The sequence below is a fragment of the Pseudomonas sp. PH1b genome, assembly GCF_000633395.1.
In the GTDB taxonomy this organism is placed as follows: domain Bacteria; phylum Pseudomonadota; class Gammaproteobacteria; order Pseudomonadales; family Pseudomonadaceae; genus Aquipseudomonas.
In genome coordinates this window covers 66682-92899 of record NZ_AYMU01000008.1, presented here as the reverse complement: position 1 = coordinate 92899, position 26218 = coordinate 66682, and the positions used below count along the sequence as shown (strand labels likewise).

Sequence of the window (26218 nt, the reverse complement as noted above, 5' to 3'; positions counted from 1 at the left end):
CCACGGGTCACAAAAAGGCCTTCGGCCACTTCGAGAGTCCCCCAGGCGCTTGCTTTTAGGGCTTCTCACGGGTATAAAAAATCAAATTTTTTTTTAAAACACTGTTCGATCGGTCAGTTTTTCATCCCAGCAAAGGTTAGTCCTCCATGGTCGCCAAGAAACTCAGTGCCCCCAATGTCACCAAGACCCGACTGCTGGAAGCGACCGAGGCATTATTCATCAAGTACGGCTACGACGCGGTGCTGCTGCGCCAGATCACCGAGCGAGCCAAGGTCAACCTGGCCGCGGTGAACTACCACTTTGGCGACAAGGATTCGCTGATGAAGGCACTGCTCATGCAGCGCCTGGGCCCGCTCAATGACCAGCGCCTCGAACTGCTGGCCAAATGCGAAGAACAATCGGACGGCCCCCTGGATTGCGAGACCCTGCTGGGGGTGCTGTTCGCACCGGCCATGGGCCTGGAGCGCAGCGATGAAAGTGGTGGGCTGGAGGGGCGCTCGTTCATTCGCTTCCTGGGCCGGGTGTACAGCGACACCTCGCCGTTCATTCAGGAATACCTCAAGGAACACTACCAGCCGGTGTTCGAGCGCTTCTTCAAGGGTTTCGCCCTGGCCTTGCCGGATCTGCCGCGCAACGAACTCGGGGTGCGCCTGCAATTCGCCCTCAAGGCGATCTCCGGGGTAATGGCCGGCACTGAATTGCGCCTGCTGATGCAGGCCATGAGCCTGGGGCGCCCGGCCACCGACGCTGAAGTCATGGCCAAGCTGATCAGCCTGGTGTCGGCGGCGATTCGTGCGCCGATGCAAGACCCCGATTCCGAGCAGGCACTGGAGAAAGTCCTCAATACCCAGCGCCTGATCCGCCAGCACAGCCAATCCCTGGCGGGCTTGATTCCCGGCTGAACAGCCCGGTCATTCGACTGATCAATGATGGCCGGGATCGTCACCGGCATCTGTTAGGTTCTGCTCCCTGCACCTGCTTTGGAGCACCCGACATGACGGCCTATCAACCACACCTTCTGTCCGTAAACGGCATCGAACTCAGCATCCAGGTGGCCGGCCCCGAACAGGGCCGGCCGGTGTGGCTGCTGCACGGCTTTCCCGAGTGCTGGTATTCCTGGCGCTATCAGGTGCCGGCCCTGGTGGAGGCGGGGTTCCGGGTGTTCGTGCCGGAGATGCGCGGCTATGGCCGCAGCTCCGCTCCCGAGGCCATCGAGGCTTATGACCTGCTGACCCTGTGTGCCGATATCCAGCACGCCATGGACGCCTTCGGCCACCAGCGCGTGTGCATGGTCGGCCATGACTGGGGCGCACCCGTAGCCTGGCACCTGGCGCTGCTGGAGCCCGAGCGGGTGGGGGCGCTGGTGACCCTCTCGGTGCCCTTTGCCGGGCGGCCGAAACGCCCGGCCAGCGAGATCATGCGCGAGGTGCATGGCGAGCATTTCAACTACATCCTCTATTTTCAGCAGCCCGGAGTGGCCGAGGCAGAACTGGATGCCGACATCGACGCCAGCCTGCGACTGTTCATGGGCAACGTCGGCGCGCTGCTGGTGGCGAAACCGGCCGCTGCCCGACTGTTTGACGGAGTAACGGTGCCGGACGGGCTACCCGTCTGGTGTTCCGAGGAAGCGTTCCAGGTTTATCGCCAGACTTTTGCCGGCCGCGGATTTCGCGGTGCCTTGAACTGGTACCGCAATTTTGAGCGCACCTGGCAGCGCACCGAGTTTCTCCAGGAGGCCCGGGTGCATCAGCCGACGCTATTCCTGATTGGCGACCGAGACCCGGTGGGCGTCCTTGAAGCCCACACCCTCAAACGCATGCCGAGCCGGGTGAGCGACCTCGAACAGCACGTGCTGGCTGATAGCGGGCATTGGATTCAGAGCGAGCAGCCGCAGCTAGTCAACGAATTGCTGCTGGATTTCCTGCAGCGCCGTTTCCCATAGGCGCCCCCTTGCGGGTAGGAGCTGGCTTGCAGGTAGGAGCTGGCTTGCCAGCGAAGGCGTTGGCGAGGGTGGTGCAGGACTCGCGGGCCGCTTCGCCGGCAAGCCGGCTCCTACGGGGGAGGCGTTTTGTTGTAGGAGCTGGCTTGCCAGCGAAGGCGTTGGCGAGGGTGGTGCAGGACTCGAAGGCCTCTTCGCCGGCAAGCCGGCTCCTACGGTGGTGCGGGGCGGGCGTCAGGCGAGGATTTCCCGCATCCGGTGCCAGAGCATGCCCAGGGCCAGCAGCGGCGCGCGCAGGGCCGGGCCACCGGGGAAGGTCATGTGCGGCACCGCACTGAACACATCCAGACCCTGGCTGTGGCCGGCATGGATGGCTTCGGCCAACAGGCGCGCGGTCCAGTGGGTGACATTGAGGCCATGGCCGGAGTAACCCTGGGCATAGAACACATTGGGGTACTGGTTCAGGCGCCCGACCTGGGGAAAGCGATTGGCGGTGATGCCGATCTTGCCGCCCCATTGGAAGTCGATGGCGACCTGGGCCAATTGCGGGAACACCTTGAGCATCTTCGGCCGCATGTAGGCGGCAATGTCCGTCGGATCGCGCCCGGAATAATGGCAGGCGCCGCCAAACAGCAGGCGCCGGTCCGCGCTGAGCCGGTAGTAGTCCAGGCCGACCTTCTGGTCACAGAGCGCCAGGTTCTGCGGGATCAACTGGGCAGCCAGGGCCTCGGGCAGAGGCTCGGTGGCGATGATGTAGCTGCCCGCGGGCAGTACCTTGCCGCTCAGGCGCGGCTCCAGTTCATCCAGGTGGGCATTGCAGGCCAGCACCAGGCGCCCGGCTCGCACCGTGCCGGTGGCGCAGCGCACCTTCACACTGTCACCGTGGAGCAGCTCCAGCACCGGGCTCTGCTCAAAGATCCGCACCCCCAGGGATGCGGCGAGCCGAGCCTCGCCGGCCACCAGCTTGAGCGGGTGCAAATGCCCCGAACCCATGTCCACCAGGCCCCCGGCATACACCGAGGATGCCACCACTTGCTGCATGTCCTCGGGCGCCACCAGGCGCGTGGGGTGAGGGTAGTCAAGGGCGGCCAGCTCCTCCTGCTCGGCCTTGAAGGCGGCAAATTGCGCCGTCGTATTGGCCAGTTCGCAGAAGCCCCAGCGCAGGTCGCAATCGATGCCGTGCTCGATGACCCGGCGGGCCACCACTTGCACGGAATCGATGCCGGCGCGGTTCAGGTAGCGCACACCTTCATGGCCGACATGCCGGGCGAAACCGCTGACGTCATGGCCGATGCCGCGGATCAACTGGCCGCCGTTGCGGCCACTGGCGCCCCAACCGATGCGTCGGCCCTCCAGGAGAATCACCGACAGCCCGCGCTGGGCCAGTTCGATGGCGGTGTTGACCCCGGTGAAACCGCCGCCGATCACACAGACGTCGGCCTGCAAGTCGCCTTCCAGCAGCGGATAGCGGGGCAGCTCGCCAGCGGATGCAGCGTAGTAGGAGCGGGCGTGCTCGTTGGCGTGGGTGAAAACAGTTTGCTGATTCATTTGTTGGATTTCACTTTGCTCCAGGAGCGGGTCATCAAACGCATGATGGCCGGCGACTGGGTGGTGGAAATGTACAGCTTGTCGAGCACCTCCTGAGGCGGGTACACCTCGGGGTTGCTCACCAGCTCGGCCTCCATGTACTGCTGGGACGCCGGGTTGGGGTTGGCATAGCCGACATAGGCGCTGACCTTGGCGATCACTTGCGGGTCCAGCAGGTAGTTGATGAAGGCGTGGGCCTCCTTGACGTTGCCGGCATCGGCGGGGATCGCCAGCAGGTCGAACCACAGGTTGCTGCCTTCCTTGGGAATCGAGTAGGCGATGTTCACCCCGTTCTTGGCTTCCTTGGCCCGGTTGGCGGCCTGGAACACATCGCCGGAGTAGCCGAAGGCGATGCAGATATCACCGTTGGCCAGGTCCGAGACGTACTTGGAGGAGTGGAAGTAGGTGATGTAGGGGCGCAGGGTCAGCAGCTTGGCTTCGGCCTTCTTGTAGTCCTCGGGGTTCTCGCTGCGCGGGTCCAGGCCCAGGTAGTTGAGCACCGCCGGGAACACTTCATCGGGGGAGTCCATCATCGACACCCCGCATTGCTGCAGCTTCTTCAGGTTCGCAGGCTCCAGCAGCACCGCCCAGGAATCGATATGGTCGATGCCCAGCACCTGCTTGACCTTGTCGACGTTGTAGCCGATGCCGTTGGTACCCCACAGGTAGGGCACCGAGTACTGGTTGCCGGGGTCGTTCTGCTCCAGCAGGGCCAGCAGCTTGGGGTCCAGGTTCTTCCAGTTGGGCAACTGCGAGCGGTCCAGCTTGAGGAACGCGCCGGCCTTCACCTGGCGCGCCAGAAAATGGTTGGAGGGCACCACCACGTCGTAGCCGGTACGCCCGGCCAGCAACTTGCCCTCCAGGGTTTCGTTGGAGTCGAAGACGTCGTAGATCACCTTGACCCCGGTCTTGCCCTGGAAGTCGGCGAGGGTGGTCTGGCCGATGTAGTCGGTCCAGTTGTACACGCTGACACTGGGTTGTGCCTGGACGGCGGTGCTGCACAAGACCGCCAGTGCGGCCGGGATCACTGCTTTCAAAAGACGCATGTCGACACCTCTTCGGGTTGGTTTTTGTGGATTGCAGACTGCGGGTACTCAGACGCTGAGCAGCAGGAACTCACGTTCCCAGGAGCTGATCACGCGCTTGAAGTTCTCGTGTTCGGCACGCTTGACCGCCACATAGCCGCGGACGAACTTGCGCCCCAGGTACTGCTCGATGGTCGGGCAGTCTTCCATGTGGGCCAGGGCGTCCTCGATGGTGATCGGCAGGCGCAGGCTGCGCCGTTCATAGGCCCGGCCTTCCACCGCGGCGCTGGGCTCGATGCCCTCGACCATGCCCAGGTAGCCGCACAGCAGGCTGGCGGCGATCGCCAGGTAGGGGTTGGCGTCGGCGCCGGGCAGGCGGTTTTCCACGCGCATGGCCTCCGGGCTTGCGGTCGGCACCCGCAGGCCCACGGTGCGGTTCTCTTCGCCCCACTCGACGTTCACCGGGGCCGAGGTGTCCGGCAGGAAGCGGCGGAACGAGTTGACGTTGGGGGCGAACATCGGCAGCACCTTGGGGATGTACTTCTGCAGGCCGCCGATGTGGTGCAGGAACAGCTTGCTTTTCTCACCGTTGGCGTCGACGAAGATCGGCTTGCCGGTGGCGATGTCCACCACGCTCTGGTGCAGGTGCATGGCGCTGCCGGGCTCGTCGGCCACCGGCTTGGCCATGAAGGTGGCGGTGACGTTGTGCTTGAGCGCGGCCTCGCGCAGGGTGCGCTTGAACACGGTGATCTGGTCCGCCAGATCGAGGGCGTCGCCGTGGCGGAAGTTGATTTCCATCTGCGCCGGGCCGTCTTCGTGGATCAGCGTGTCCAGGTCCAGGCCCTGGGCTTCGCACCAGTCGTAGACATCCTCGAACAGCGGGTCGAATTCGTTGGCGGCATCGATGGAGAACGACTGGCGACCGCTTTCCGCGCGGCCCGAACGGCCCAGCGGCGCCTTGAGCGGCAGGTCCGGGTCTTCACAGCGCTGGGTCAGGTAGAACTCCATTTCCGGGGCCACGATCGGCTGCCAGCCCTTGTCGGTGTACAGCTGCAGCACTTTTTTCAGCACGTTGCGCGGCGACAGCTCGATCGGGTTGCCGAACTTGTCGAAGGTGTCGTGGATGACGATGGCGGTGGGCTCGATGGCCCAGGGCACCAGGTAGATCGATGACGAGTCCGGGCGGCAGACCATGTCGATGTCGGCCGGGTCCAGCAGTTCGTAGTACAGGTCGTCGTCGACAAAATCCCCGGTTACCGTTTGCAGCAGGACACTTTCCGGCAGGCGCATGCCGCGCTCATGCAGGAACTTGTTGGTGGGCGCGATCTTGCCGCGGGCAATGCCGGTCAGGTCGCTGACCACGCACTCTACTTCGGTAATCTTGTGATCTTTCAGCCAGGAGGAAAGCTGATCGAAAGGGGCGTTCATAAAGACCTCGATGATTGGTTGTACCTGCCCCGAGGTGAGCGGGAGTATCCCGGCAAGGCTTCCCCTGCGGCGCATTGGCGACTATCTTGGGCGAGCCTTGTTGTTCCATCTATCCACTTTAAGCAGCACCAAAGCGCACCAAAAGAGTGCGCAAGGTCCCCCGATGACAGCGTCCAATCCGCTCCAGGTTCAAGCCTTCAACACCTTCGATGTGGCCGAGCAGGTCCGTGCCACCCCGGGTTGGGTGCAGCACTACCAGCAGATGTCCCCCGGGCATTTCAATGGCCTGGTGCGCTACCTCGACCTGCAGGGCGTAGAGATCTACGAGGAGTGCATGAACACCCGGGTCGAGCAGAACTTCAGCGCCCCCGAGGGCGCCCTGGCGTTCTGTTTCGATCGCAGCGACAACGCCCTGTACCTGCTCAATGGCGAGAGCCGCAATATCTGGATCACCCCGGAGAACTACCAGGAAGTGGCGGTGGTGTTCGGCCCCGAGTTCGTCCAGCGCCAGGGCCTGGGGCTGGAGCGCCTGGACGGCCTGTTCATGGCGCCGCTGACCAACCAGCAGAACGCCCTGTTCTGTCGCTGGCTGAGTTCCACCTTGACCCGCCTGTCCCAGACCTTTGACCCACCCAGCCGCGAAGCCCTGACCCAGCAACTGCTGGACGACTGCCTGTACATCCTCGACAACGCCTGTGTGCGCCTGGACCCGGGCGGCCTGCAACGGCGCAACGAGGAGCGGGGGATCATGCAGCGGGTGGCGCAATGGGCCGCCGACGTCCCCGAGGAAACCCTCAACCTGCTGGAATTGTCCCAGGTGGCCGGGGTTTCCCTGCGTCAGTTGCAAAGCGCGTTCAAGGCCTTTACCGGCATGGCCCCCAGCCAGTGGCTGCGCCTGCGCCGGCTCAACAGCGCGCACCGCGAACTGCTCAGCCGCGGGCCCAGCGAGACCACCGTGGCCGAGGTGGCGATGCACTGGTCGTTCTGGCACCTGGGACGGTTCTCCAGCAGCTATCGGGCGCTGTTCAGGGAGTTGCCCAGTGAGACGTTGAAACGTCGGCCGGGGTGATGTAACAAGTCTTTTCAAGTTTAACTAATGAAGTTTATTCGCTTTGCGGCAGCATGAACTTTACGAGCATTAACTATCCTTAGAGTCTAGGCTTATTTAGACTTGATCGATTATCGCCTTGCGCTCTGAAGGAAGACTGAAAAGTCTGCCGTTGAGCACCTCCAAGAAGATTCTCGGATACCCGGAAGATGACTCTTGTGGTCTGGGAATCTGCAAGATTTTATCCTTGTTTGGCACCAGTGATGGTGTCACTTATTAGTTTGAATGAACCTAATATCCAAGGAGTAAATCGTGTCTATTAAAATGATCAAGCAACTGTTGGCTACATCAGTAATTTGCGCATTCGCCACTAGTGCGATGGCTGCTGATGGCACCATTAGTTTCACCGGTGAAATTACTTCTGCCTCTTGTGTGATCTCCGCCGGTAGCGGTACCACTGTTGGTGGAAGCGCAGGTAAGCAGGAGATCGAAGTCAAACTCGGCAAGGTCAGTATGGACTCCCTGGGTAGTGGCAGTTCCGCCGGTATCGTGGGTGGCACCGCGATCAACCTGAACCTGGATTGCGGCAACACCGGTACAGGCCTGAACACCGTCAGCGTCAACTTCGACCCGATGTCCGGTTCCGGTGTCGACTTGGCCAACAACAGTCTGTTGAAGACGGTGGGCAGCGCCAAGGGTGTGGGCATCGGTCTCTACGACGTCGACAGCAACTTGCTGAACTTGTCCGCGAACCAGAGCTTCGATGGCAATCTGGTCAAGGGCGCAGACGACAAGTACAGCGCCATCCTCAATCTGCGCGCGGCCTATGTTGCCAACGGTGAAGCCTTGGAAGCAGGCCCCGCCGACGGCACCCTGCCGTTTACCCTGACCTACAAGTAAATCTCCGTCCAGCGGGGGCGCAATGCTCCCGCTCTCAGCGAGTGACTTATGAAAAGTTTTTTTACAGTGCGTTATCGCCCGGCGCTGATCCTGGCGCTGTGGGTGTTTTCCGGTGTCTGTTCGGCAGGAATCCAGTTGGGCGGCACCCGTATTGTCTACCCGGCGGCCGATCGTGAAGCCTCGATCCTGGTGAGAAACCTAGGCTCGGCGGACATCATGATCCAGTCGTGGATCGAGGCGGATGCCCGGGATCAGGACGCCGATGTACCCTTCGCCATTACCCCGGCGCTGGCGCGGATGGGCGGCAACAAGCAACAGATGCTGCGCATCTTCTACCACGGCAAGGGCCTGGCCGAGGACCGTGAATCGGTGTTCTGGCTCAACGTCCAGGAAATCCCCCAGCAGGCCAAGGAAGAGAACTCCCTGCAGGTGGCAATCCGCCAGCGAATCAAAGTGTTCTATCGCCCGGCGGCGGTGACTGCAACCCTGGAAGAATCCGCCAGCCAATTGCACTGGCGCCTGGTAACCCGTGATGGCGCGGTTCAACTGGAAGTGCAAAACCCTTCAGCCTTGAACATCTCCCTGGGAACTTTGACATTGAGTAGCGGGCAACAAAGCTACAACGTGCAAGAGCAAATGATTGCCCCGAAAAGCACCGCCTACATGAAAGTCAGAAGCCTTGGTGCAATGCCCAAAGGCCAAGCCCAGCTTCACTGGGAATCGATCAATGATTATGGCGCCCTGATCAAGCACGAAACCAAACTCGGTCAATAAACCTGGTTGAGCGTTTTATATTCTTGATGGGTTTCATTACTTGAATTAAGCGCAGCCTCTCATATGGGAAGCCGGATAAACTCATGTCGGATTCAAGAAAAAAATGGAGTTTTAAGTTCAGTTTTCAGGCAGGTTTTTCCTGGTTGGCGCTGCTCGGCTTGCTCAGTTCGCCTAGTGTTCTGGCTGCGCAGTTCAACCCGTACTTTCTCAAGGATAAAGGCGCCGCGACAGACCTGCATTTTTTTGAAAAGAACAACGGCGTGGTGCCCGGCACCTACAGTGTCGATCTGTACTTGAACCAGACCCTGAGCCGTCGGCAGGAAGTGACCTTCGCCGCCGACAGCGAAAGCGGTGTGGTGCGCCCCTTGCTCTCCATCGCCCTGTTGCGCGAGTTGGGGGTGAACATCCAGCGGCTGGAGCAGGAAGGCCTGTTGCTGGCCGGCAGCGATGAAGCGGACATCTACGATATCGACCGCATCGAAAATGCTTCGGCAGAACTCGACGTGGCCAGCCTGACCTTGTCGGTGAGCATTCCCCACGCTTATATCCTGCGTAACGCTCACGGTTACGTTGACCCCTCGCTGTGGGACGAAGGCATCACTGCGGGCTTCAGCGACTATCAGGCCAACTTCAACCGCAACAGCAACAATGGTTTCAAGAGCGACTACGCCTACCTGGGCCTGCGCAATGGTTTCAACATCGGCCCATGGCGCCTGCGCAACGAATCGTCGCTGACCCAGGGCACGGGCATGCAGCGCAAGTTCTCCAGCAACCGCAGCTATGTGGAGCGCGATGTGTCCAGTCTCAGTAGCCGGGTGTCCTTCGGCGAGCTGTACACCAACGGCGAAATCTTCGACAGCACGCGGATTCGTGGCGTATTGCTGGGCTCGGATATCGGCATGTTGCCGGACAACGAAGTCGGCTATGCACCGGTGGTGCGCGGCATCGCTGAAACCCATGCGACGGTGGAAGTGCGGCAGAACGGCTATGTGATCTACTCCACTGCGGTGTCTCCGGGGGCCTTCGAAATCCGCGACATCTACCCGGGGGGGGCCAACGGCGACCTGGAGATCAAGATCATCGAGGCCGACGGCCGTGAACGCAGCTATTCACAGTCCTACTCCTACCTGCCGGTCATGACCCGGCGCGGCAACCTGCAATACAGCATGGCGGCCGGGCAGTACGACAACCAGGACAGCGCCTCGCCGAGCCTGGTCCAGGCCACTGGGGTCTATGGCGCCAGCGACAACCTCACTACCTACGGCGGCTTTCTGCGCTCCGAGGGCTATGACGCGTTCAACCTCGGCCTGGGGCTCAACACCCCCGTGGGCGGCATGTCGCTGGACGTGACCAACAGCCGTTCGCAGCCGGATCACGGCGAGAACAAACAGGGGCAGAGTGTGCGCTTTCTCTATTCCAAGACCCTGAACCAGACCGACACCACCTTCACCATGGTCGGTTACCGCTACTCCACCGATGGCTACCGCACCCTGAGCCAGCACGTGGATGAGCAGGAGTACGTCTCCGGGCGCAGCGAGGGCTACAACTTCGGCCGGCAGAAAAGCCGCATCGACCTCAACGTCAACCAGTCGTTGCGCGGCCGCGGCTCGCTGTTCGTCAGCGCCGGTGAAACCAGCTACTGGAACCGCGCCGGGAGTACCCGGCGCCTGCAGATGGGCTACAGCGGCAACCTGAAGAACGTCAGCTACAGCCTGTCGCTGTCGCGCACCCAGAACTCCGGCAGTTCCCAAGGCTCGGACAACCAGGTGTCGCTGTCTTTCAGCGTTCCCTTTGGCAGCCCGGGGCGCTCCCATCGTCTCTACAGCAACATGACCTCTTCGGGCAATGGCCAGCGCAGCCTGCAGTCGGGCATCAACGGTTACATCGACGATGCCGCGACCCTGTCCTATTCGGCCCAGGCCGGGGTGGATCAGATCGACAGTTCCGCCGGTGTCGGGCTGGGTTGGGACGCGCCCTCGGCGCGGCTGGCGGGCAACTATTCGCGCAGTGGCGACAGCCGCCACATGGACCTCACGGCCTCCGGGTCGGTGGTGGCCCACGCCGGCGGCGTGACCTTCGGTCAACCGGTGGGGGAGACCTTCGCCCTGATCGAAGTGCCGGGGGTCAAGAACGTCGGCCTGCAAGGCTCCAATGCCCGCAGCGACGGTTCCGGCTACATCGTCAGCAGCTATGCGCAGCCCTACCGCTACAACTGGGTGAACCTGGATACCCAGACCCTGGGCAGCGATGTGGAGCTCAGCGAAAGCTCAAAAATGCTGGTGCCGCGCCGTGGCGCCATCGTCAAGGCGCGCTTCGAGGCCGAGTCCGGACGCCGGGTGCAGTTCGAGCTGAGCCACGCCGCCGGTGCGCGGATTCCCTTTGGCGCCCTGTTGCTCGATGAGCAGGGCCAGCTACTGGCGGTGGTGGACAACATGGCCCGCGCCCTGGCGTTCGGCATCAAGGAACAAGGGCGGTTGCGAGTGACCTGGGGTGACGGCGCCTGCAGCTTCCCCTACCAACTGCCGGCAGCGGACAAGTCCACGGTGTATGACCGGGTAGCCGTGGTCTGCGCTGATCAAGATGTAGAGAGGTAAACCATGCGAATTATTATTTTGTTGCTGGCGATCGTGTTTTTGACCATGGCTTTCGATACAGCGAGGGCGGATAACCCCAATAACTGCTATTGGTGGAATGGTAATTCGAGTGGCGACGACACAGAGCGACGAGAGTTCAGTGTAGACGCATCGAGCACCATGAAGTTTCAGATGGTGGCTGTGGGCAAAGTAATGGCGACTTCGGCTGTTTATCAAATGTCAGGCGAGCATTATAAATGTCCCGTACCTCCTGTGATTACCGTTAAATCCACTTATGCAATCGCCCCTGATAGTGGCGCAGAACTTGAGAGTGGTTATAGAGATGTCTACAAGACCGGAGTAGTGGGTATAGGCATCAGGTTCAAGGTGTCCGGCAGTGGTTTGAACGATGCCTCGATACCTGCCTCATATAGTTATGCAAACCATATAAATTCGGTGAATAGTGTTGTAACAAGTCTTAGATACGAGTTTGTTCGGACAGCCCAAGGTGTGGGTTCCGGCGACCTCAGGCTGAACTTCAAGATCAGGTTCATGGTGGACCAGTGGTACGCCGCGAATATCAATATCAATGGCATCACCCAAGTGGAAACCGGCGGTTATTTTGCCGGTTGCGCAGGGGTGAAAAAAAATATAAGCGTGCCGATGGGCAAGGTCTGGGCGGGGGATATGCAGGCCGAGGCTACACCTAGCAAGTCATTCGACCTCGATGTGCTTTGCACCGGCTTGCCTGCTGCAAGCAAGTTGCCGGTCAAGGTGTACTTTGAGGGTAACTCGTCGACTGATGGGCGTCTGAGCCTGAACGCTCTTGGGGCTCCCGGCGTGGCCAGGGGCGTGGAAGTTTCTCTACTCGGTGGCAGTGGCGACACCCCTCTACCATTCCATAAATCGTACAAGGCGCTATCCATGCAGTGGACGGCAACTTCGCCTCAAGGCGAGTTGTACAACCTGCCGATCAAGGCCCGCTACGTCAAGATTGGATGGAACTCCCAGGTTAAGCCGGGCAAGGCCGATGCAACGCTCAACTATATCCTCGAGTACAACTAAGCCTTGCTTCAGTCTGGTTGCAACGAGTGGTTGAGGGCCAGCAATGCCTGTTCAAGGCGCGCTACGGCAGCGCCCAGTTGCTGCTCATCGGCATCGCCGGCAATCCGCTGCTCCAGGGCCAGGCACAGGCTCAGCAATTCCTCGATATCGAGCAGATAGGCCGTGCTCTTAAGCTTGTGGGCAATGGCGTTGAGGTCGCTGCGGTTGCCAGCGGCCATGGCGCTGCGCAATGCCTGCAGTTCCTGAAGGTTGCTGTTGATCACCTTTTCGGCCAGCGCCGGCGGCACCTTGTCACTCGGCGCAGGCTCGGCACTGGCCTCGGGGCGCCGCTCGCGGCTGAGCATGGGCACCACCCGATTCAGGCCGGTGAGGTTGACCGGCTTGGCCAGGGCGCTGGTCATCCCCGAGTTCAGGCAGTGCTCCAGTTCTTCAGGAAGGGCACTGGCGGTCAGGCCGACAATGATGCACGGCCGCAGACCCAGTTGGCCTTCCATGCGCCGGATCGCCTGGGTCATCTCGTGGCCGCTCATCTGCGGCATGTTGCAGTCGGTGATGATGATGTCGATGTCATGCTCCTGCCACATGGCCAGGCCTTCCAGGCCATTGTTGGCGATCAGCGGGTGATGCCCCAGGTAGTTGATCTGCTGGTCCAGCAGGTACTGGCTGGGCAGGTGATCCTCGACGATCAGCACCGTCAGCGGCCGCTCAATGGCACTGGCCGTGGCTTGTTCCGGGTCATCGGCCAAGCACCCGACCTCGTCGCTGACCCGATCGAATCGCGCCTTGAAGGTCATGGTGGTGCCAACCCCGGGCTCGCTGTCCACGCTCAGGTGGCCGTCCATCAACAGGCTCAGCGAATGGCTGATGGACAAGCCCAGCCCGGAGCCGGCGTTGGGGTTGTTGACCGCGCCCTCGATTTCAAAGAAAGGGGTGAATACCTGCTGCAACTGCGAGGGCGCAATGCCGATGCCTTCATCAGCCACGCTGACACTGAAGGCCAGGGAATTGTCGTGGCTGTCCTGGCCCTGGCAGCGGATCCGAATGCAGCCCTGGTCGGTGAACTTGATGGCATTGCTCAACAGGTTGGAGAGGATCTGCTTGAACTTCTGGCTGTCGATCCACACCTGCTCGGCGGCCAGGGCATCCAGCTCCAGGTAGATGTCCAGATGCTTTTGCCGGGCCAGGCCTTCGAACACCTTGCTCACGGACAGGATCAGTTCCTTGAGGCTGGCCGTTTCGGGGCGCAAGGTCAGCTTGCCGGATTCGATCCGCGAGATATCGAGGATGTCACCGATCAGCCCCAGCAGGTTCTGCGCCGATTCGTGGGCGATCTGCACTGAACGGGTGTTGAGCGCCGCGGCGTTCTTGCGCGCCAGGACCAGTTCCAACATGCCGATGATCGCGTTCAGCGGGGTTCTGATTTCATGGCTCATGGTGGCCAGGAACACCGTCTTGCTGCGGCTGGCTTTCTCTGCCGAGTCCTTGGTGACCCGCAGTTCATCGAGAATCAATTGGCGTTGCATCAGGTCGAATCGTTTACGAATGATCTTCTGCCGCTGGCTGAGAATCCACCAGGCGGCCAGGGCCAGCATCACGCCGAGCCCGCCGAAGGTGTTCCAGATGGACGACGCCACGCCTTCCCAGTATTTGTCGTCGGTGGCCGAGTTGGCTCGCCAGCGGTCGACAATCTGCAGGTATTCCTGCGGGCTGATCTGCGCCATGGCCTTGTCCAGGATCGAGGTCAACAGTGCCTGTGTTCTGGGCGCGGCGAAGGCAATCTGTGCCTCCTGGCCGGTGATGACACCGTTGATCTTCAAGCTGCTCTCGTATTTGTAGGACAGGTAGTAACGCGCCAGGTTGGCGGGCGCCAGTGCGAAATCCACGCTGCCTGCACGTACACGATTGAACGCATCGGCGATGGTCAGGGTTTGCCTGATCTGCAACTTCGGGTACTGCCGGATCAGTTCATCGCGTTGCAGGTAACCCATGGCGGTCGCTGCTTTACCGGTTGCGTCCTGGTCCAGGGGTTTCAACGGCGGGGCATTTTTCTGCCGCACGATAACGTAAGGGGCGGTGACAAAAGGGCGGGTGAACAGCAGGGATGCATGGTGCGGGGTGATATGGGTCAGCACACTGAGGTCCGCCCCGGCATCGTGTAACCGAGCATAGGCTTCGCTCAGGGAGCTGACCCGGATGATGTCGAAGCGCAGTCCGGTCTTGTGGCGAATGATGTCCAGGACATTCGAGGTGACACCGCTGAAGCGGCCTCGCGTATTGAAAAATGCATAGGGCGCCAAGTCTTCGCTGACCACCAGCCGCACCGCTGGCGCATGGTCCAGCCAGTCGCGCTCGGCAGCCTCCAGGCTTGCGCGAAAGCCGTTCAGCTCGCAGGTTTCCTCGCTACCCCACAAGGCCAGCGCCGAGGCCAACTGACAGCGGTCGAGGCCACCCAGCGCGCGCTCAAGCAAGTCATACAAGCGCCGGTCCTGTGGCGCGACGGCGAAGGCTACCTGGATTTCCGGGCTTTGGGCGCTGACGTTGACCACCAGTTGCCGGCTGAACAGCTGGCTGGACAGATAACTGGTGGACAGGGTGTCTCCCAGGTAGACATCAGACTCGCCATCGAGCACCGAAGCCATGGCCGAGAGGGGCGATCCGTACACGGTGATCAGGCCTTGCCCTCCGTTGCTCTGGTAATGCTTCAGGCCTATGCCGTGGGTGGCGGCGATCCGGGTATGGGCCAGGCTCAGGTCACTGTTGTAGTCGCGCAGGTCGCCGCTTTCGGCAAACAGTGCCAGCTCGGTGAAGGCGTAAGGCGGGCTCAGAAGTACATGGTGGTCTTCGGCCTGAGCCCGGCTTGCGGTATCGACCATATCCACCTGGCCTGCGCTGAGGGCCTGGTAGGCGGCCTTGATCGAAGGGTAGGTGCGAACCTTGATCGGGATACCCAGTTCCCGTTGCAAGGCAGCCAGGAAGTCGGCGCTGATGCCTTCCATTTCCTGGCGCTCATCGTTGATTTCACGGTAGGGCGGGAAGTCCTGGTTGACGGTTGCAACTAACAACGACTGCTTCTGGCGTAGCCAGGCCTGCTCGTCGGCGCTCAATTGCAGGCGCACAAACTCGAGGGGCTGGCGCGCACGTATGGTGAGTTCAGAGTCCTGGGCAAATAGAAGTGGAGCGAACAGCAGTAACATCAGCACGAACAGCCATGGGCGCTTCAGTGACTTCACATTGTGGCTCTCAGACGAGATTGTTTTGCCTGGCAATGTTGACCAGATCTACCACTGAGGTTACGCCTAGTTTGCTGAGGATGTTGATTTTATGACCGCTGACGGTCTTGTTGCTCAGGTGCAGTTTCGCTGCGATCTCAAGGTTGGTCAGGCCCTCGGTCAGCAGCTTGAGCATCTCCAGCTCACGGTTGGTCAGCACCGCGAGCATGTCGCTGCCGTTTCTGTGGCGGTCGGTGTCCTGCAGCGGCATGGACTTCTTGGGAAAGAACACATAGCCCTCGACGATGGTCTCAACCGCCTTGAGCAGTTTGCTCAGAGGCTCGCTCTTGCTGACAAAACCACTGGCGCCGGCCTGCAGGCAACGCATGGCGTAGGTATCGACCGACTGGGCGGAGAACACCAGGACCTTCACCTCCAGATTCAACAAGGCAATGCGCTTGAGTACCGTGAGGCCGTCCATTTTCTGCAGGCTGACATCCAGGATCACGATCTCCGGCTTGAGCGACTCGATCATGGTCAGAGCGCTGATGCCATCGGCCGTTTCTCCGACGATCACATAGCCTTGCGCCTCCAGGGTTTGCCGAATGGCTTCGCACACCACCGGGTGATCATCGACAATCAGTACAGTTTTGCTCATGGCGGGTTATCCAGGATGGAACATCAAAAGGCCAAGGAGTAGTCAGGAGAGTAGGTTTATTCTGCTCTTCTTGGAGAAAAATCTCTGACTAATAAGGAGGATGCGGATAGATAAATTTGAAAAATTATGCCCAATAAGCCCCCCCGGATCACCAGAAAACGACTGGCCTCTGTTCGAGAAGTGGCCCGAGTCTTATCAAGAAAATTCTCATTCACTGCGTCGAAGCTCAATTTCCCTCTCGCGCATGATGACCGCGACGCTCCAGGGCCGATCCGCGGCAAGCAGCGCCAGGGCGGGGGGATGGCAATGCGCCATAAAGCATTTAAAGTGAGCGCCCCTCACCCCATGCTCAAGGATTGGCGATGCGCAGAACCCGACTCTGGACCCGTTGCAAGACAGCCTTGCTGATCAGTTGCCTGCTAGGCCTGCCATTGGCCGCTCTAAGCCTTGAAGCCCAGGCCGCGGAGCCTGATTTCATCACCCTGGTGATCGAGAACGAAGGCGACTATCCCATCACCTTCGAGCCGCCGTTCAACGTCAACTCCTCGGACTTCGAGCGCAAGTACCCGGTGGATGTGCCCCGGTATGCCACGGTCAAGGGCCTGGAGACGGGGCCGGTGGTGATCGGCGCGCGCCAGCAGGGGATGCTGGTGATGGCCCTGAGCAAGCCGATGTTCAATTTCCTCGATATCTTCAGCAAGGACTGGGGCTTCAACCTCAAGTTCTGCCAGGAGCGCGGAGCCTGCGACGAGGCCCGGCTCAGCGGAACCATCCGCTCCACCACCAGCTTCAACTGGAATCAGTCGAAAAACTTCAGCGACGCGCAAGTCAGCAACCTGACCAATGACGAGCTGGACGCCTACGCCAAGACCAAGGTCATGGTCTCGGGCATTCTCACCACCCTGGGCAGCGTGCTCGGCCTGCCGTTCGGTGCCGCCGGCATGATCGGCGGCCTGCCGGACGTGCAGAACTTCAAGGTGACCCTGAAGCAGCAGTGCAACGCGCGCTTCTCGATGAACCTGGAACCTTCGCTGGCGGCCAACGGCGACTTTCTCGTCGACTTGCGAGTCAACCGCGTGCTGCCCAGCGACATGAGCAACTTCAACGGCTTTGTCATCGACGACAGCGCCGTGGTCGGCAAAGGCTTGCGCCTGATGGAAAACGGCTGCCGCGACGGCCGGCAGGCCCAGTGCCTGATCAGGTTCAACGGCGGCACCGACATGAGGAACCTCAACACCACCGAGTTTGCCGTCACCGACCGCGCCGGTTGCCAGGCCGGTGACAAGCTCGCCTATTCCCAGGGCGCCTTCATGCTCAGCAACAAGGTCGGTTTCCCGGTGCGCTACACCCTGTTCATCAAGGACCGCATGGTCGACAACGGCGAAGTCTGGCCCGACCAGAACAAGGACCTGCGCCAGCTGGTGGGCCAGGTCATGGCCACCGTCGGCGATCAGGAATGCCCGCAGGCCCAGGACCCCTGGATGGGCGGGCGACGCATGGGTGTCTGCCCGTTGCGCCTGGAAGTCCAGGGTGACGGCGGCCCGGGGCTCAAGGGCAGCCTGCGTTGCAGCCTGTCCATGCGCCAGGGCACCGTGGGCGAGCCGAATGCCGACTACATGAACCTCTACAGCCTGACCGGCTGCACCCCCGGCATGCCGGCGTCCATCAGCCCGGTGACCGATTTCTACCAGATGGACATCAAGCGCATGGTGCCGCTCAGTGGCATGCACAAGATGATTTCCATCGACCTGATCAAGCCGCAGCAGCAATAGGGCTGCGGCTCATCCAGCCCGGCAGGCAAACGCAAACCAGCACAAGGATCTAGGCAGATGTTGGCAACACAGGTATTCAGCGCCCCGGGCGGGCATGATGCGGCGCTCACTCAACGCGCCGACGATCTCCTGGACCGCTGGCCGGTGGCCAAGCTGATCCAGCGCATGATCACCGCGACGCCCACGGGCTGGTCCACCCGGATCGGCCTGTACGGCCCGTGGGGCAGCGGCAAGACCAGTGTGCTGAATTTTCTGCAGCAGATTGCCGAGGAGACCGGCGACATCGTGGTGCGCTTGCCCGTGTGGCAGGTCACCGGAGAGGCGGGGTTCATGGCGCAGTTCTATCTGCAATTGACCACGGAGTTGCACCGCAGGAACCTGGCCGAGCCCTTGCAGCCCTGGTTGAAGCGGTTGAGTAAAAAGGTCACCGACACCCTGAGCAAAGTGTCGAACTCCACTGCCCAGGTGCCGCTTCCAGACTCGGCCGAGTACGCCTCGGTGATCAGCGCCGCAGCTCAGGTATCCGGAGTGGTTTTCGACAAGCTCAGTGGCATGCTGCAGCTGGATGCAGAAGACCTGAGCGCATTGCACGAAAAACTGGCAAAGAAGCGGGTGATCGTCTTCATCGACGACCTCGACCGGGCCGATCCGCAGGTGATTCCGCAGACGCTGCTGGCCCTGCGGGAACTGCTCGACTGGCCGGATTTCGTGTTTGTCCTGGCCTTTGACAAGGCGCTGGTCAGCCGGGCGCTGCACAGCTATTCCGCGGCCTTTGGCGAGTCTGCCGAGCATTTTCTCGACAAGATCATCGACCTGCCCTTCACCTTGCCGGCACCAACGCCCAAGCAGGTGCAGAGAATGGCGGCTAAAAGTCTGGCGGACAGCTGTGGGTTCCTGCCGGCCCTGGCCATCGAGCAGTGCGCCCAGTGGTTTCCCGGCAACCCGCGCTACGCCAAGCGCATCTGCCGCAGCTTGTCGGTCTTCGGCGCAGCCCGCGATCGGCACGCAAAGGATGAGCTGGATTGGCGCGGGATTATCCTGCAGACCCTGTTGCGCGAGAGCGAGCCGGGCATGGCGGAGTATTTCACGCAGCACTTCCAGGAGATCGTCAATGCATTCAGGCCACTGATGTTTGCTTCGCCCAATGAAGAGGCGTGCAACCTGCACCGGCAGGCTGCGCTGGCCATGACGCCCCATGCCGCCAACAGCCCGCAAGGTACCTGGGCGCTGGGGCTGTTCGAGGAGGTGATCAAAGCCCGGATCGATAGCCAGTCGTGGCTGGAAAAAATCCACTACGAGATGAGCCTGGCAGTGGGCGTACCGGCCTTTACCTCTTCCGAGCTCACAGGGTTTTTCGACGCCTGGCTTGAGCACAGAACCCCGCGAATCATTGATGAATTCATTCATGGCGCAGTGGATCGAAGTGGCGAAGCTGAAGCGGCCGTGGCCGCGGACATGCTCAAGGCTGTCAATATCCTCTATGCCCAACTGTGCAACGAGGCGCGTTCGAGCTACTCGCGCGACGGGTTTGAACGTGCCTCTGAAAACTGTGCTGACCTGCTTGAACTGATGGCGCTCTTGTACGGCGGCGAGCTGGGAGGCGTGCTGGCCGTTGTCGGTCGTGAACCTGAGACTTGTGTAACGGCGATCAGGACCTTCTTTAACTACTCGACCCAGGATGACACCGCGCTTGAGCGCGACCTGCGCCAGCGTGAACGGGCGCTGGCCCGCGACATCGCCCGGCGCTGCAACGACCCTACGGTGGTTTATCGTCAGGCCCAGGAGTTGCAGAACAACCTGACCTATAGCCGACAGGACCCGGAGCTGCGAATGGCTTACCTGCAGGATATAAGCCAGTCAGTAATACCGGAGCTCATCAGTCGGGCCCTGGAGCTGTTCTTCCTACCCAACGGAATCGCCAACGCCTATCTCAAGGGGGAGTCGAAATATCTCTGGGTCCTGAACTCCATGACGTCCCCCTTGTATCGAACACCGGAGGCAGTACAGCAGCTGGAGCAGCTCATGCGGCGCCCGAGAAACCCTGGGCAGCAGGCGGTAGTGGCCGAGAACGCAATGAGCTACCTGGGTAACTTTGGCCTGGAGCAGGACGGGATCCTATCGCTAATGCCCCAGTACTCGGCGCCGCTTCATGCCCGGTACATTGAACTGGCTTGGGAAGCGCTGATGCAGGTCGAGCCGAGAATACAGACGCTGGTCTACCTGGAGGAGCTGCACCAGCGACTGCTGCGCGGTGGCGTGGCAGTGGAACTGCTGCCGCTGCCCGCGTGGTGGAATGGCCGGGAGGGCGATATTTGGCATCCACTGCAAAGCCTGTTGTGATCCGTAACTGTCGATCAGCCTTGTTTAGCTGCCGTCATGCCTTCGCTTCACCCTGTTCCTGCTACAACGCGGCGAGCGGACCTTGCACGCACTGCCCTGGACGCTGGAGCAAGTTTCCCGGCTTTTCAGTGATTAACACCCTCGGACCTCAGGCTTAAGCTCAATCCATCGCCCGGTGCCACTGGGCGAACAGATGACTGACGAGCGCAGCAGAAGGTTCAAGCATGAAAAAACTGGAAAAGAAAATCGCCCTGGTGACCGGTTCCTCCAAGGGCATCGGCGCCGAGATCGTCAGGCAGCTCGCCGCAGAGGGCGCTACGGTCATCGTCAATTACACCCGCAGCCAGGCCGATGCCGAGCAGCTGGTGACGCAGATCGTCGAGCAGGGCGGCAGGGCCTTTGCGATCCAGGCCGATGTCTCGAAAAGCCTTGAGGTCAAGGCGCTGTTCAAGACCATCGGCCATCAGTACGGCCACCTGGATATCCTGGTCAACAATGCCGGGGTCTATTCCACCGGGGCCCTGGCCGATGTCACCGAAGAAGCCTTCCACCGCCACTTCGACTTGAATGTCCTGGGCCTGATTCTCTGCTCCCAGGCCGCCCTCGAATACTTCAACCCGGCCGGTGGCAGCATCGTCAACATCAGCTCCAGTGTCACCTCGTTCACCCCGGCCAACTCCACGGTCTACACCGCGTCCAAAGGGGCGGTGGACGCCATTACCCGCACCCTGGCCAATGAGCTGGGGGCCAGGAAGATCCGGGTCAACTCGGTGAACCCGGGGCTGGTGGAGACCGAGGGTGTGCACGCCAGTGGTTTCTTCGCCGACGAGTTCCGCAGCAAGATCGAGTCCATCACGCCCCTGGGGCGGATCGGCAGCCCCCGGGACATTGCACCGGCGGTGGCATTCCTGGCCTCGGACGCTGCCGGCTGGATCACCGGCGAGACCCTGATCATCGGCGGTGGCTTGCGCTAGCGGCGTTGTTGCCCGCGTTGGTAGTGCCGCGGCGCTTCGCTCATCACCCGCTTGAACGCGGTGCTGAAGGCGCTTTCCGATTCGTAGCCGAGGGAGAAGGCGATGCTGGAGATGCTGTCGTCGCCATTGCGCAAGCGGTCGCTGGCCAGGAGCATGCGCCAGCGGGTCAGGTACTCCATGGGGGCGACCCCGACAATGCTCTTGAAGCGCAGGGCGAAGGCCGAGCGCGACATGTTCGCCCGTTGGGCCAGCTCTTCCACAGACCAGCGTCGCGCCGGGTCGGCATGCAGCGCACTCAGCGCGGCGCTGAGGTTGCGGTCGGCGAGGCCGGCAAACCAGCCGGTGCCTTCGCTGCCGAGGGCGTTCAGGTGAGCCCGCAGCACCTCAACGAGCATGATGTGAGCCAGGTGTTCAGTCATCAGCGAGCGCCCCGGCTTGTGTTGGCGCAGCTCCGAGGTAAATCGCTCCAGGGCCCAGCGCAGGATGGACGCCTGGGCTGAAGCCCCGGTGATGTGGACCAGTGACGGCAGGGTGCTGAGCAGGACCTGGGCCGGCACTCCGGTGAACTCGAAGCGGCCGCCGACCAGTTGGGTCTGTTCGCCACCATGATCGAGGGCGATCTCATCTTCGGCGAGCCGTCGAAAGTACGGGGTGGAATCCAGCGCAACCTGAGTCATATCGCTGTAGAGGGCGAAGGGAACGCCCCGGGTCATCAGGAAGCAATCACCTTGTTGCAGTTGTTGTGGTTGTTCGCCTTCAACTAATAACCAGCAGCCACCCTGGACCACGGTGGTGAACTTGATCCCGGCATTTTCAGGAAAGCTGAATGCCCAATCGCCTGCCAGTTTCAATGTTGCAGAGTGATAGTTGCGAATGCGCAATAAAGACAGAACACCTGAGAGCGGGTCCATTGGTCATCCGTTGTGTTGTTGAAAGTGGGAGAGGGATGTTAACACCGTGATTATCCAGCGAGATATATAAAGCGCCATTTTTATCCCTATAGCAGTTTGTCGAGAGTTTCAATTTCAAGAGGCAGGATCATGAACGTCGAATTTTCTGAAGTGTACGGGCCGTTGATTAACGGCGTATTTGAAATAAACAATAACGGCACATTTACCGCACAGGACCCGGCGACGGGCAAGTGCCTGGCAACTATCCATTACTGCAATGAACAGGATGTTGATCGTGCGGTCAGTGCTGCCCATGGCGCCTTTGCCGGATGGAAAGCCCTGGGGCAGCAGGAGCGCGCACGGCTGATCAATGCCCTGGCCGATGCAGTGGAGGCCGACAGTGAGCGCCTGGCGCGGATCGATGCCCTGGATGTGGGGCGCTGCATCAGTGAAGTGCGCAAGGACTACCAAACCGCAGTGCGGCACTACCGCTACTTTGCCTCGGTGATCCTGGCCCATGAGGACCATGGTCGCGAGATCGCTGGTGGCTATGCCCTGGGCAAGCGTGAGCCCCTGGGCGTTTGCGGGCAGATCATTCCCTGGAACGCACCGGCCATCATGGCGGCATTCAAGCTGGCGCCGGCCCTGGCCGCGGGCAATACCGTGGTGCTCAAGCCCGATGAAAATGCCTCGCTGTCGACCCTGGAGCTGGGGCGGCATATCGCGCGGATTTTCCCCGCCGGGGTGGTCAACATCGTCACCGGCCTCGGTGAAGTGGTGGGCGCGGCCCTGAGTGCCCATCCGCAGGTGCGCAAACTGTCGTTCACCGGTAGCACCGAGGTGGGCAGGATTGTCGCCGGGGTGGCTGCCGAGCGCCTGGTGCCGGCGACCCTGGAGCTGGGGGGCAAGAGCGCGAATATCGTCTTTGCCGATGTCGAGGACCTGGACGCCGTGGTGGATAACGCCACCTTCGCGGCGATTCACAACAACGGCCAGTCGTGCCTGGCCGGCACCCGGCTGTTTGTCCACGGGGATATTTTCGAGGCCTTCAAGGACAAGCTGATCGAGTCGTTCCGGCGGGTCAGGGTCGGTTCGCCCCTGGATGAAGAATCCCGGGTCAGTTGCCTGGTCTCGGCCCATCAGGGGCGCAAGGTCCTGGAATACATCGATATCGGCATAGCCGAGGGCGCCACGCTGCTGGTAGGGGGCGCACGGGCCGAAGTTGCCGGTTGCGAGGCGGGCTATTTCATCCAGCCCACGGTGTTGCTCGCCGGCAATCACATGCGTATTTGCCAGGAAGAGATTTTCGGTCCGGTGCTGTCGTTGATCCAGTGGGACGATTACGAAGAGATGATCGCCCAGGCCAATGACACCGAATACGGCCTGGCCGCCGGGATCTATACCGCGAACCTGAAGAACGCCATGGCCACCGCCAACCGCCTGGAGGCCGGCTCGGTGTGGATCAACCGCTACTCCAATATCAGTGATGGCACTGCCTTTGGCGGCTACAAGAACAGTGGCATCGGTCGTGAATTCTGCCGCGAAACCCTGAATGCCTATACCCAGGTCAAGACCATTACCGTTCAGGCTGAAGTGCCGGCACCCTGGTTTGCTCCGCGTTAACTGCCAAGGGTTTTTCCAACTTAAGAGATGAACTTCTCAGGGCGGGCCGTGTTCGGTTGATTATCGAGTTGATGATTGCGAGTTGAATCGCCTGGCTCTTTCGAAGAGCAGGGTCCGCCTCCTGATTTGTGCTGATCATGCATATTGCCGGGTCTGTCTTTATTAACTTTTATCTCCGCCGGCAGTAACTTTTGCGACGTAGCCGGTGCGTTTTAGTTACCCCGCAGGGCATTAACCTGCTGGGGGTAACAAATGAGGGTTATCGTCAATTGCAGTGCAGGTTCCTACACTTCGAGCCCTTAATCGATCGAATGTGGAGAGTGCAACAATGCGTTTACGCGACCTTGGCATCACCTTGGGTTCGGGTACCCCAGGCGTCTACAACGCTATTACCGATGTGCCCGGCGTGCGGGTCGGCCATCACACCCTCAGCCTGGAAACCGCCGAGGCGTCGATTCATACCGGGGTGACGGTGATCGAGCCGCGCAGCGGATCGGCGCACCTGGAACCCTGCTTTGCCGGGGTCCATGTGCTCAATGGCAATGGTGACGCCACGGGCCTGGAGTGGATTCGCGAGGCGGGCCTGCTGGCCTCGCCGATTGCCTACACCAACACCCACAGTGTGGGTGTGGTCCGCGATGCGCTGGTGGCGGCCGAGCGGGAGATGGCCAGGCAACACACTTACTGGTGCATGCCGGTGGTGCTGGAGACCTACGACGGGGTGCTGAGCGATATCTGGGGGCAGCATGTCACGGCCGAGCATGTGGCGGCGGCCCTGGGCGAGGCACGTTCGGGGCCGGTGGCCGAGGGCAATGTCGGCGGCGGCACCGGGATGATTTGCCATGAATTCAAGGGGGGCATCGGCACTGCATCGCGGGTCTTGAGCCAGGAGCAGGGGGGCTGGACCGTGGGTGCACTGGTACAGGCCAACTATGGCGTGCGCGAAGAGTTGCGCGTAGCGGGCTACCCGGTGGGCCGGGTGCTGGCTGAGGTGGCATCGCCGTTCAAGGGCGCGGGCCATGTCGGCGAGCCGGGCATGGGCTCGATCGTCATCACCATTGCCACCGATGCACCCTTGTTGCCGCACCAGTGCACCCGGCTGGCACAGCGAGCCAGTGTCGGCCTGGCCCGGGTCGGTGGCGGGACTGAGGATTCCAGCGGCGATATCTTCCTGGCGTTCTCGGTGGGCAACCGCAACCTGCCGGTGGCCAACCACGGGCATCCGGGGGCGCCGACCACGGCTGTGCAAATGGTCAACAACGACTACATCTCGGCACTGTTCCTGGCCGCTGCGGATGCTGTGGAGGAGGCGATCCTGAATGCGATGCTGGCCGCCGATGACCTGAGCGGCTGTGGCCGCCAAGTCCTGGCCTTGAAGCCCGAGGGCCTGCTGGCGGCCCTGGAGCAGGTGGGCTGGCGCCGCTGAAAGCGATGGCCCGGCCCTGCTGACGGGTTGCCTGACCGACCGCTGCGGGGGCCCGCAAACGGGCTGATCCACGATTTGATCTGGCGAGCGCATCTTGAGTGGTCCGCTCGCTTTTTTTTTGCCTCTCTAGCCTTGCTCGCCACCTTCCTGGGCCTGCAGGAACAGGGCGAACAGCTCGGACTGGGACTTGATCCCCAGCTTGCTGTACAGGTGCTTGCGATGCACCTTCACGGTCTCGGCGGAAATCGCCAGCTTGCGCGCGATTTCCTTGTTCGAGCAGCCGCTGAGCAGCAGTTGAACCACTTCCATTTCCCGCGCCGAAAGGGCCGTGCCCGATTGCCAGGTGGCCTGTTCCAGGCGGCTCTGCCAGCTGGGCGCGGGCTGGGGCAGATCCGCCGGCTCGCGCTCGAACACCAGGCGCTGGCGCATCAGCGCCGCCACCCAGGGCTGGACCAGCCCCAGCAGGGCGGTCTGCTCGGGGCTGAAGCGGCACTGGCAGCCCAGGGACAGGCTGAGGGTGCGCTGGCCATCGAGCTGGACATTGATGTGCACCTCGTCGGCCACCACGTTGAGGCGGAAATAGCGCTGGTAGTAGTCGGTCTGCTCGAAGCATTCCGGGGCCACGTCCTCCAGGCGAAACAGACCGCTGCGGGGCGTTTCCCGGTTGTGGATGTAGAACGGGTCCAGCAGGTACAGGCCCTTGAGGTAGTCCTGGAACAGGGCGTCCGGCTCGCCGTCTGCCGCCGCGGACTCGGCCAGGACCCGGGGCCGGCCAGGGCTGAAGATCAGCACCACCCAGTTGTCCACCGGCACGTAGTGGCGGAGCAGGCGTACCAGCGCGCTCCAGAAATGCTCCTGGTCCAGGGTTTCGATCAAGCGGCCCACGGCGTCGTGCCAGGCCACATCCTGCAAGGTCAGGTGCGTTTCGCTACCCATAGCGGGGTACCCCATCGAAGTGATTCTTTGCCGCTGTGCGGCGCTCCATAC

At 61.3% G+C, this 26218-nt stretch carries 19 protein-coding genes; 12 read left to right on the top strand and 7 right to left on the bottom strand.

Features of this window, described 5'->3' with window-relative positions; translation table 11 throughout:
- Nucleotides 1–146: 146 nt before the first annotated feature.
- Both U873_RS0114780 and U873_RS0114775 read left to right on the top strand, forming a co-directional pair.
- A complete protein-coding gene (locus U873_RS0114780) occupies nt 147–902 on the top strand; it encodes a TetR/AcrR family transcriptional regulator (protein WP_025128997.1) in 756 nt (251 codons plus the stop codon).
- A gap of 92 nt (nt 903–994) precedes the next feature.
- Nucleotides 995–1942, top strand: a complete 948-nt coding sequence (locus U873_RS0114775) for an alpha/beta fold hydrolase (protein WP_025128996.1) — start codon at nt 995–997, stop codon at nt 1940–1942.
- A gap of 231 nt (nt 1943–2173) precedes the next feature.
- Here the strand turns inward: U873_RS0114775 and U873_RS0114770 are convergent, their stop codons facing one another.
- From U873_RS0114770 to U873_RS0114760, 3 genes are read right to left on the bottom strand one after another with little or no spacing between them, the layout of a single operon-like run.
- Entirely contained in the window at nt 2174–3487 is a 1314-nt protein-coding gene (locus U873_RS0114770) for an FAD-binding oxidoreductase (protein ID WP_025128995.1), read from the bottom strand.
- On the bottom strand, nt 3484–4572 hold the full coding sequence (locus U873_RS0114765; RefSeq protein WP_025128994.1) for a polyamine ABC transporter substrate-binding protein: 1089 nt from the start codon (nt 4570–4572) through the stop codon (nt 3484–3486). Before U873_RS0114765 ends, U873_RS0114770 begins: the two co-directional genes overlap by 4 nt.
- Before the next feature lie 48 nt (nt 4573–4620).
- Nucleotides 4621–5979, bottom strand: coding sequence for a glutamine synthetase family protein (locus tag U873_RS0114760; RefSeq protein WP_025128993.1), 1359 nt, complete (start codon nt 5977–5979; stop codon nt 4621–4623).
- A gap of 163 nt (nt 5980–6142) precedes the next feature.
- On the opposite strand from U873_RS0114760, the gene U873_RS0114755 reads away from it, so the two are divergent.
- From U873_RS0114755 to U873_RS0114735, 5 genes are all read left to right on the top strand, one after another.
- A complete protein-coding gene (locus tag U873_RS0114755) occupies nt 6143–7048 on the top strand; it encodes a helix-turn-helix domain-containing protein (protein ID WP_025128992.1) in 906 nt (301 codons plus the stop codon).
- A 291-nt stretch (nt 7049–7339) separates the two neighbouring features.
- A complete protein-coding gene (locus U873_RS0114750) occupies nt 7340–7927 on the top strand; it encodes a fimbrial protein (RefSeq protein ID WP_025128991.1) in 588 nt (195 codons plus the stop codon).
- A gap of 48 nt (nt 7928–7975) precedes the next feature.
- Nucleotides 7976–8701: a molecular chaperone gene (locus U873_RS0114745; protein WP_025128990.1), complete on the top strand. Its 726-nt coding sequence runs from the start codon at nt 7976–7978 to the stop codon at nt 8699–8701.
- An 83-nt stretch (nt 8702–8784) separates the two neighbouring features.
- A complete protein-coding gene (locus U873_RS0114740; RefSeq protein ID WP_025128989.1) occupies nt 8785–11295 on the top strand; it encodes a fimbria/pilus outer membrane usher protein in 2511 nt (836 codons plus the stop codon).
- A 3-nt stretch (nt 11296–11298) separates the two neighbouring features.
- Nucleotides 11299–12339 carry a fimbrial protein gene (locus U873_RS0114735; RefSeq protein ID WP_025128988.1) on the top strand — a complete coding sequence of 347 codons (1041 nt, stop codon included), beginning with the start codon at nt 11299–11301 and terminating at the stop codon, nt 12337–12339.
- Nucleotides 12340–12347: 8 nt separating this feature from the next.
- Here U873_RS0114735 and U873_RS0114730 read toward each other — a convergent pair whose 3' ends face one another.
- Complete coding sequence (locus U873_RS0114730) at nt 12348–15569, bottom strand: ATP-binding protein (protein ID WP_025128987.1); 3222 nt, start codon at nt 15567–15569, stop codon at nt 12348–12350.
- Between the two features lie 10 nt (nt 15570–15579).
- Nucleotides 15580–16206: a response regulator transcription factor gene (locus tag U873_RS0114725; RefSeq protein WP_025128986.1), complete on the bottom strand. Its 627-nt coding sequence runs from the start codon at nt 16204–16206 to the stop codon at nt 15580–15582.
- A gap of 362 nt (nt 16207–16568) precedes the next feature.
- Between U873_RS0114725 and U873_RS0114720 the strand changes: the two genes are divergently transcribed.
- The 3 genes from U873_RS0114720 (at nt 16569) to U873_RS0114710 (ending at nt 21292) form a co-directional block, all read left to right on the top strand.
- A complete protein-coding gene (locus U873_RS0114720; RefSeq protein WP_025128985.1) occupies nt 16569–17978 on the top strand; it encodes a hypothetical protein in 1410 nt (469 codons plus the stop codon).
- A 57-nt stretch (nt 17979–18035) separates the two neighbouring features.
- On the top strand, nt 18036–20318 hold the full coding sequence (locus tag U873_RS0114715) for a P-loop NTPase fold protein (RefSeq protein ID WP_025128984.1): 2283 nt from the start codon (nt 18036–18038) through the stop codon (nt 20316–20318).
- Between the two features lie 224 nt (nt 20319–20542).
- The gene (locus tag U873_RS0114710; RefSeq protein ID WP_025128983.1) at nt 20543–21292 is read left to right on the top strand and encodes an SDR family NAD(P)-dependent oxidoreductase; all 750 of its coding nucleotides are present in this window, start codon (nt 20543–20545) and stop codon (nt 21290–21292) included.
- Here the strand turns inward: U873_RS0114710 and U873_RS0114705 are convergent.
- A complete protein-coding gene (locus U873_RS0114705; protein WP_025128982.1) occupies nt 21289–22203 on the bottom strand; it encodes an AraC family transcriptional regulator in 915 nt (304 codons plus the stop codon). The genes U873_RS0114710 and U873_RS0114705 overlap by 4 nt on opposite strands.
- Before the next feature lie 129 nt (nt 22204–22332).
- Between U873_RS0114705 and U873_RS0114700 the strand changes: the two genes are divergently transcribed.
- Both U873_RS0114700 and U873_RS0114695 read left to right on the top strand, forming a co-directional pair.
- Nucleotides 22333–23805, top strand: coding sequence for an aldehyde dehydrogenase (locus U873_RS0114700; protein ID WP_025128981.1), 1473 nt, complete (start codon nt 22333–22335; stop codon nt 23803–23805).
- A 328-nt stretch (nt 23806–24133) separates the two neighbouring features.
- Complete coding sequence (locus U873_RS0114695) at nt 24134–25231, top strand: P1 family peptidase (protein ID WP_025128980.1); 1098 nt, start codon at nt 24134–24136, stop codon at nt 25229–25231.
- Between the two features lie 126 nt (nt 25232–25357).
- Here the strand turns inward: U873_RS0114695 and U873_RS0114690 are convergent, their stop codons facing one another.
- Nucleotides 25358–26167 carry a helix-turn-helix transcriptional regulator gene (locus U873_RS0114690; RefSeq protein ID WP_029978414.1) on the bottom strand — a complete coding sequence of 270 codons (810 nt, stop codon included), beginning with the start codon at nt 26165–26167 and terminating at the stop codon, nt 25358–25360.
- Between the last annotated feature and the right edge of the window lie 51 nt (nt 26168–26218).

What these genes read in the sequence shown, in the direction of transcription:
- U873_RS0114740 (WP_025128989.1), top strand. Translation starts at nt 8,785, where the DNA reads ATGTCGGATTCAAGAAAAAAATGGAGTTTTAAGTTCAGTTTTCAGGCA.
- U873_RS0114780 (WP_025128997.1), top strand. Translation starts at nt 147, where the DNA reads ATGGTCGCCAAGAAACTCAGTGCCCCCAATGTCACCAAGACCCGACTG.
- U873_RS0114700 (WP_025128981.1), top strand. Translation starts at nt 22,333, where the DNA reads ATGAACGTCGAATTTTCTGAAGTGTACGGGCCGTTGATTAACGGCGTA.
- U873_RS0114705 (WP_025128982.1), bottom strand. Translation starts at nt 22,203, where the DNA reads ATGGACCCGCTCTCAGGTGTTCTGTCTTTATTGCGCATTCGCAACTAT.
- U873_RS0114725 (WP_025128986.1), bottom strand. Translation starts at nt 16,206, where the DNA reads ATGAGCAAAACTGTACTGATTGTCGATGATCACCCGGTGGTGTGCGAA.
- U873_RS0114715 (WP_025128984.1), top strand. Translation starts at nt 18,036, where the DNA reads ATGTTGGCAACACAGGTATTCAGCGCCCCGGGCGGGCATGATGCGGCG.
- U873_RS0114690 (WP_029978414.1), bottom strand. Translation starts at nt 26,167, where the DNA reads ATGGGTAGCGAAACGCACCTGACCTTGCAGGATGTGGCCTGGCACGAC.
- U873_RS0114710 (WP_025128983.1), top strand. Translation starts at nt 20,543, where the DNA reads ATGAAAAAACTGGAAAAGAAAATCGCCCTGGTGACCGGTTCCTCCAAG.
- U873_RS0114765 (WP_025128994.1), bottom strand. Translation starts at nt 4,572, where the DNA reads ATGCGTCTTTTGAAAGCAGTGATCCCGGCCGCACTGGCGGTCTTGTGC.
- U873_RS0114775 (WP_025128996.1), top strand. Translation starts at nt 995, where the DNA reads ATGACGGCCTATCAACCACACCTTCTGTCCGTAAACGGCATCGAACTC.
- U873_RS0114770 (WP_025128995.1), bottom strand. Translation starts at nt 3,487, where the DNA reads ATGAATCAGCAAACTGTTTTCACCCACGCCAACGAGCACGCCCGCTCC.
- U873_RS0114755 (WP_025128992.1), top strand. Translation starts at nt 6,143, where the DNA reads ATGACAGCGTCCAATCCGCTCCAGGTTCAAGCCTTCAACACCTTCGAT.
- U873_RS0114745 (WP_025128990.1), top strand. Translation starts at nt 7,976, where the DNA reads ATGAAAAGTTTTTTTACAGTGCGTTATCGCCCGGCGCTGATCCTGGCG.
- U873_RS0114735 (WP_025128988.1), top strand. Translation starts at nt 11,299, where the DNA reads ATGCGAATTATTATTTTGTTGCTGGCGATCGTGTTTTTGACCATGGCT.
- U873_RS0114720 (WP_025128985.1), top strand. Translation starts at nt 16,569, where the DNA reads ATGCGCAGAACCCGACTCTGGACCCGTTGCAAGACAGCCTTGCTGATC.
- U873_RS0114760 (WP_025128993.1), bottom strand. Translation starts at nt 5,979, where the DNA reads ATGAACGCCCCTTTCGATCAGCTTTCCTCCTGGCTGAAAGATCACAAG.
- U873_RS0114695 (WP_025128980.1), top strand. Translation starts at nt 24,134, where the DNA reads ATGCGTTTACGCGACCTTGGCATCACCTTGGGTTCGGGTACCCCAGGC.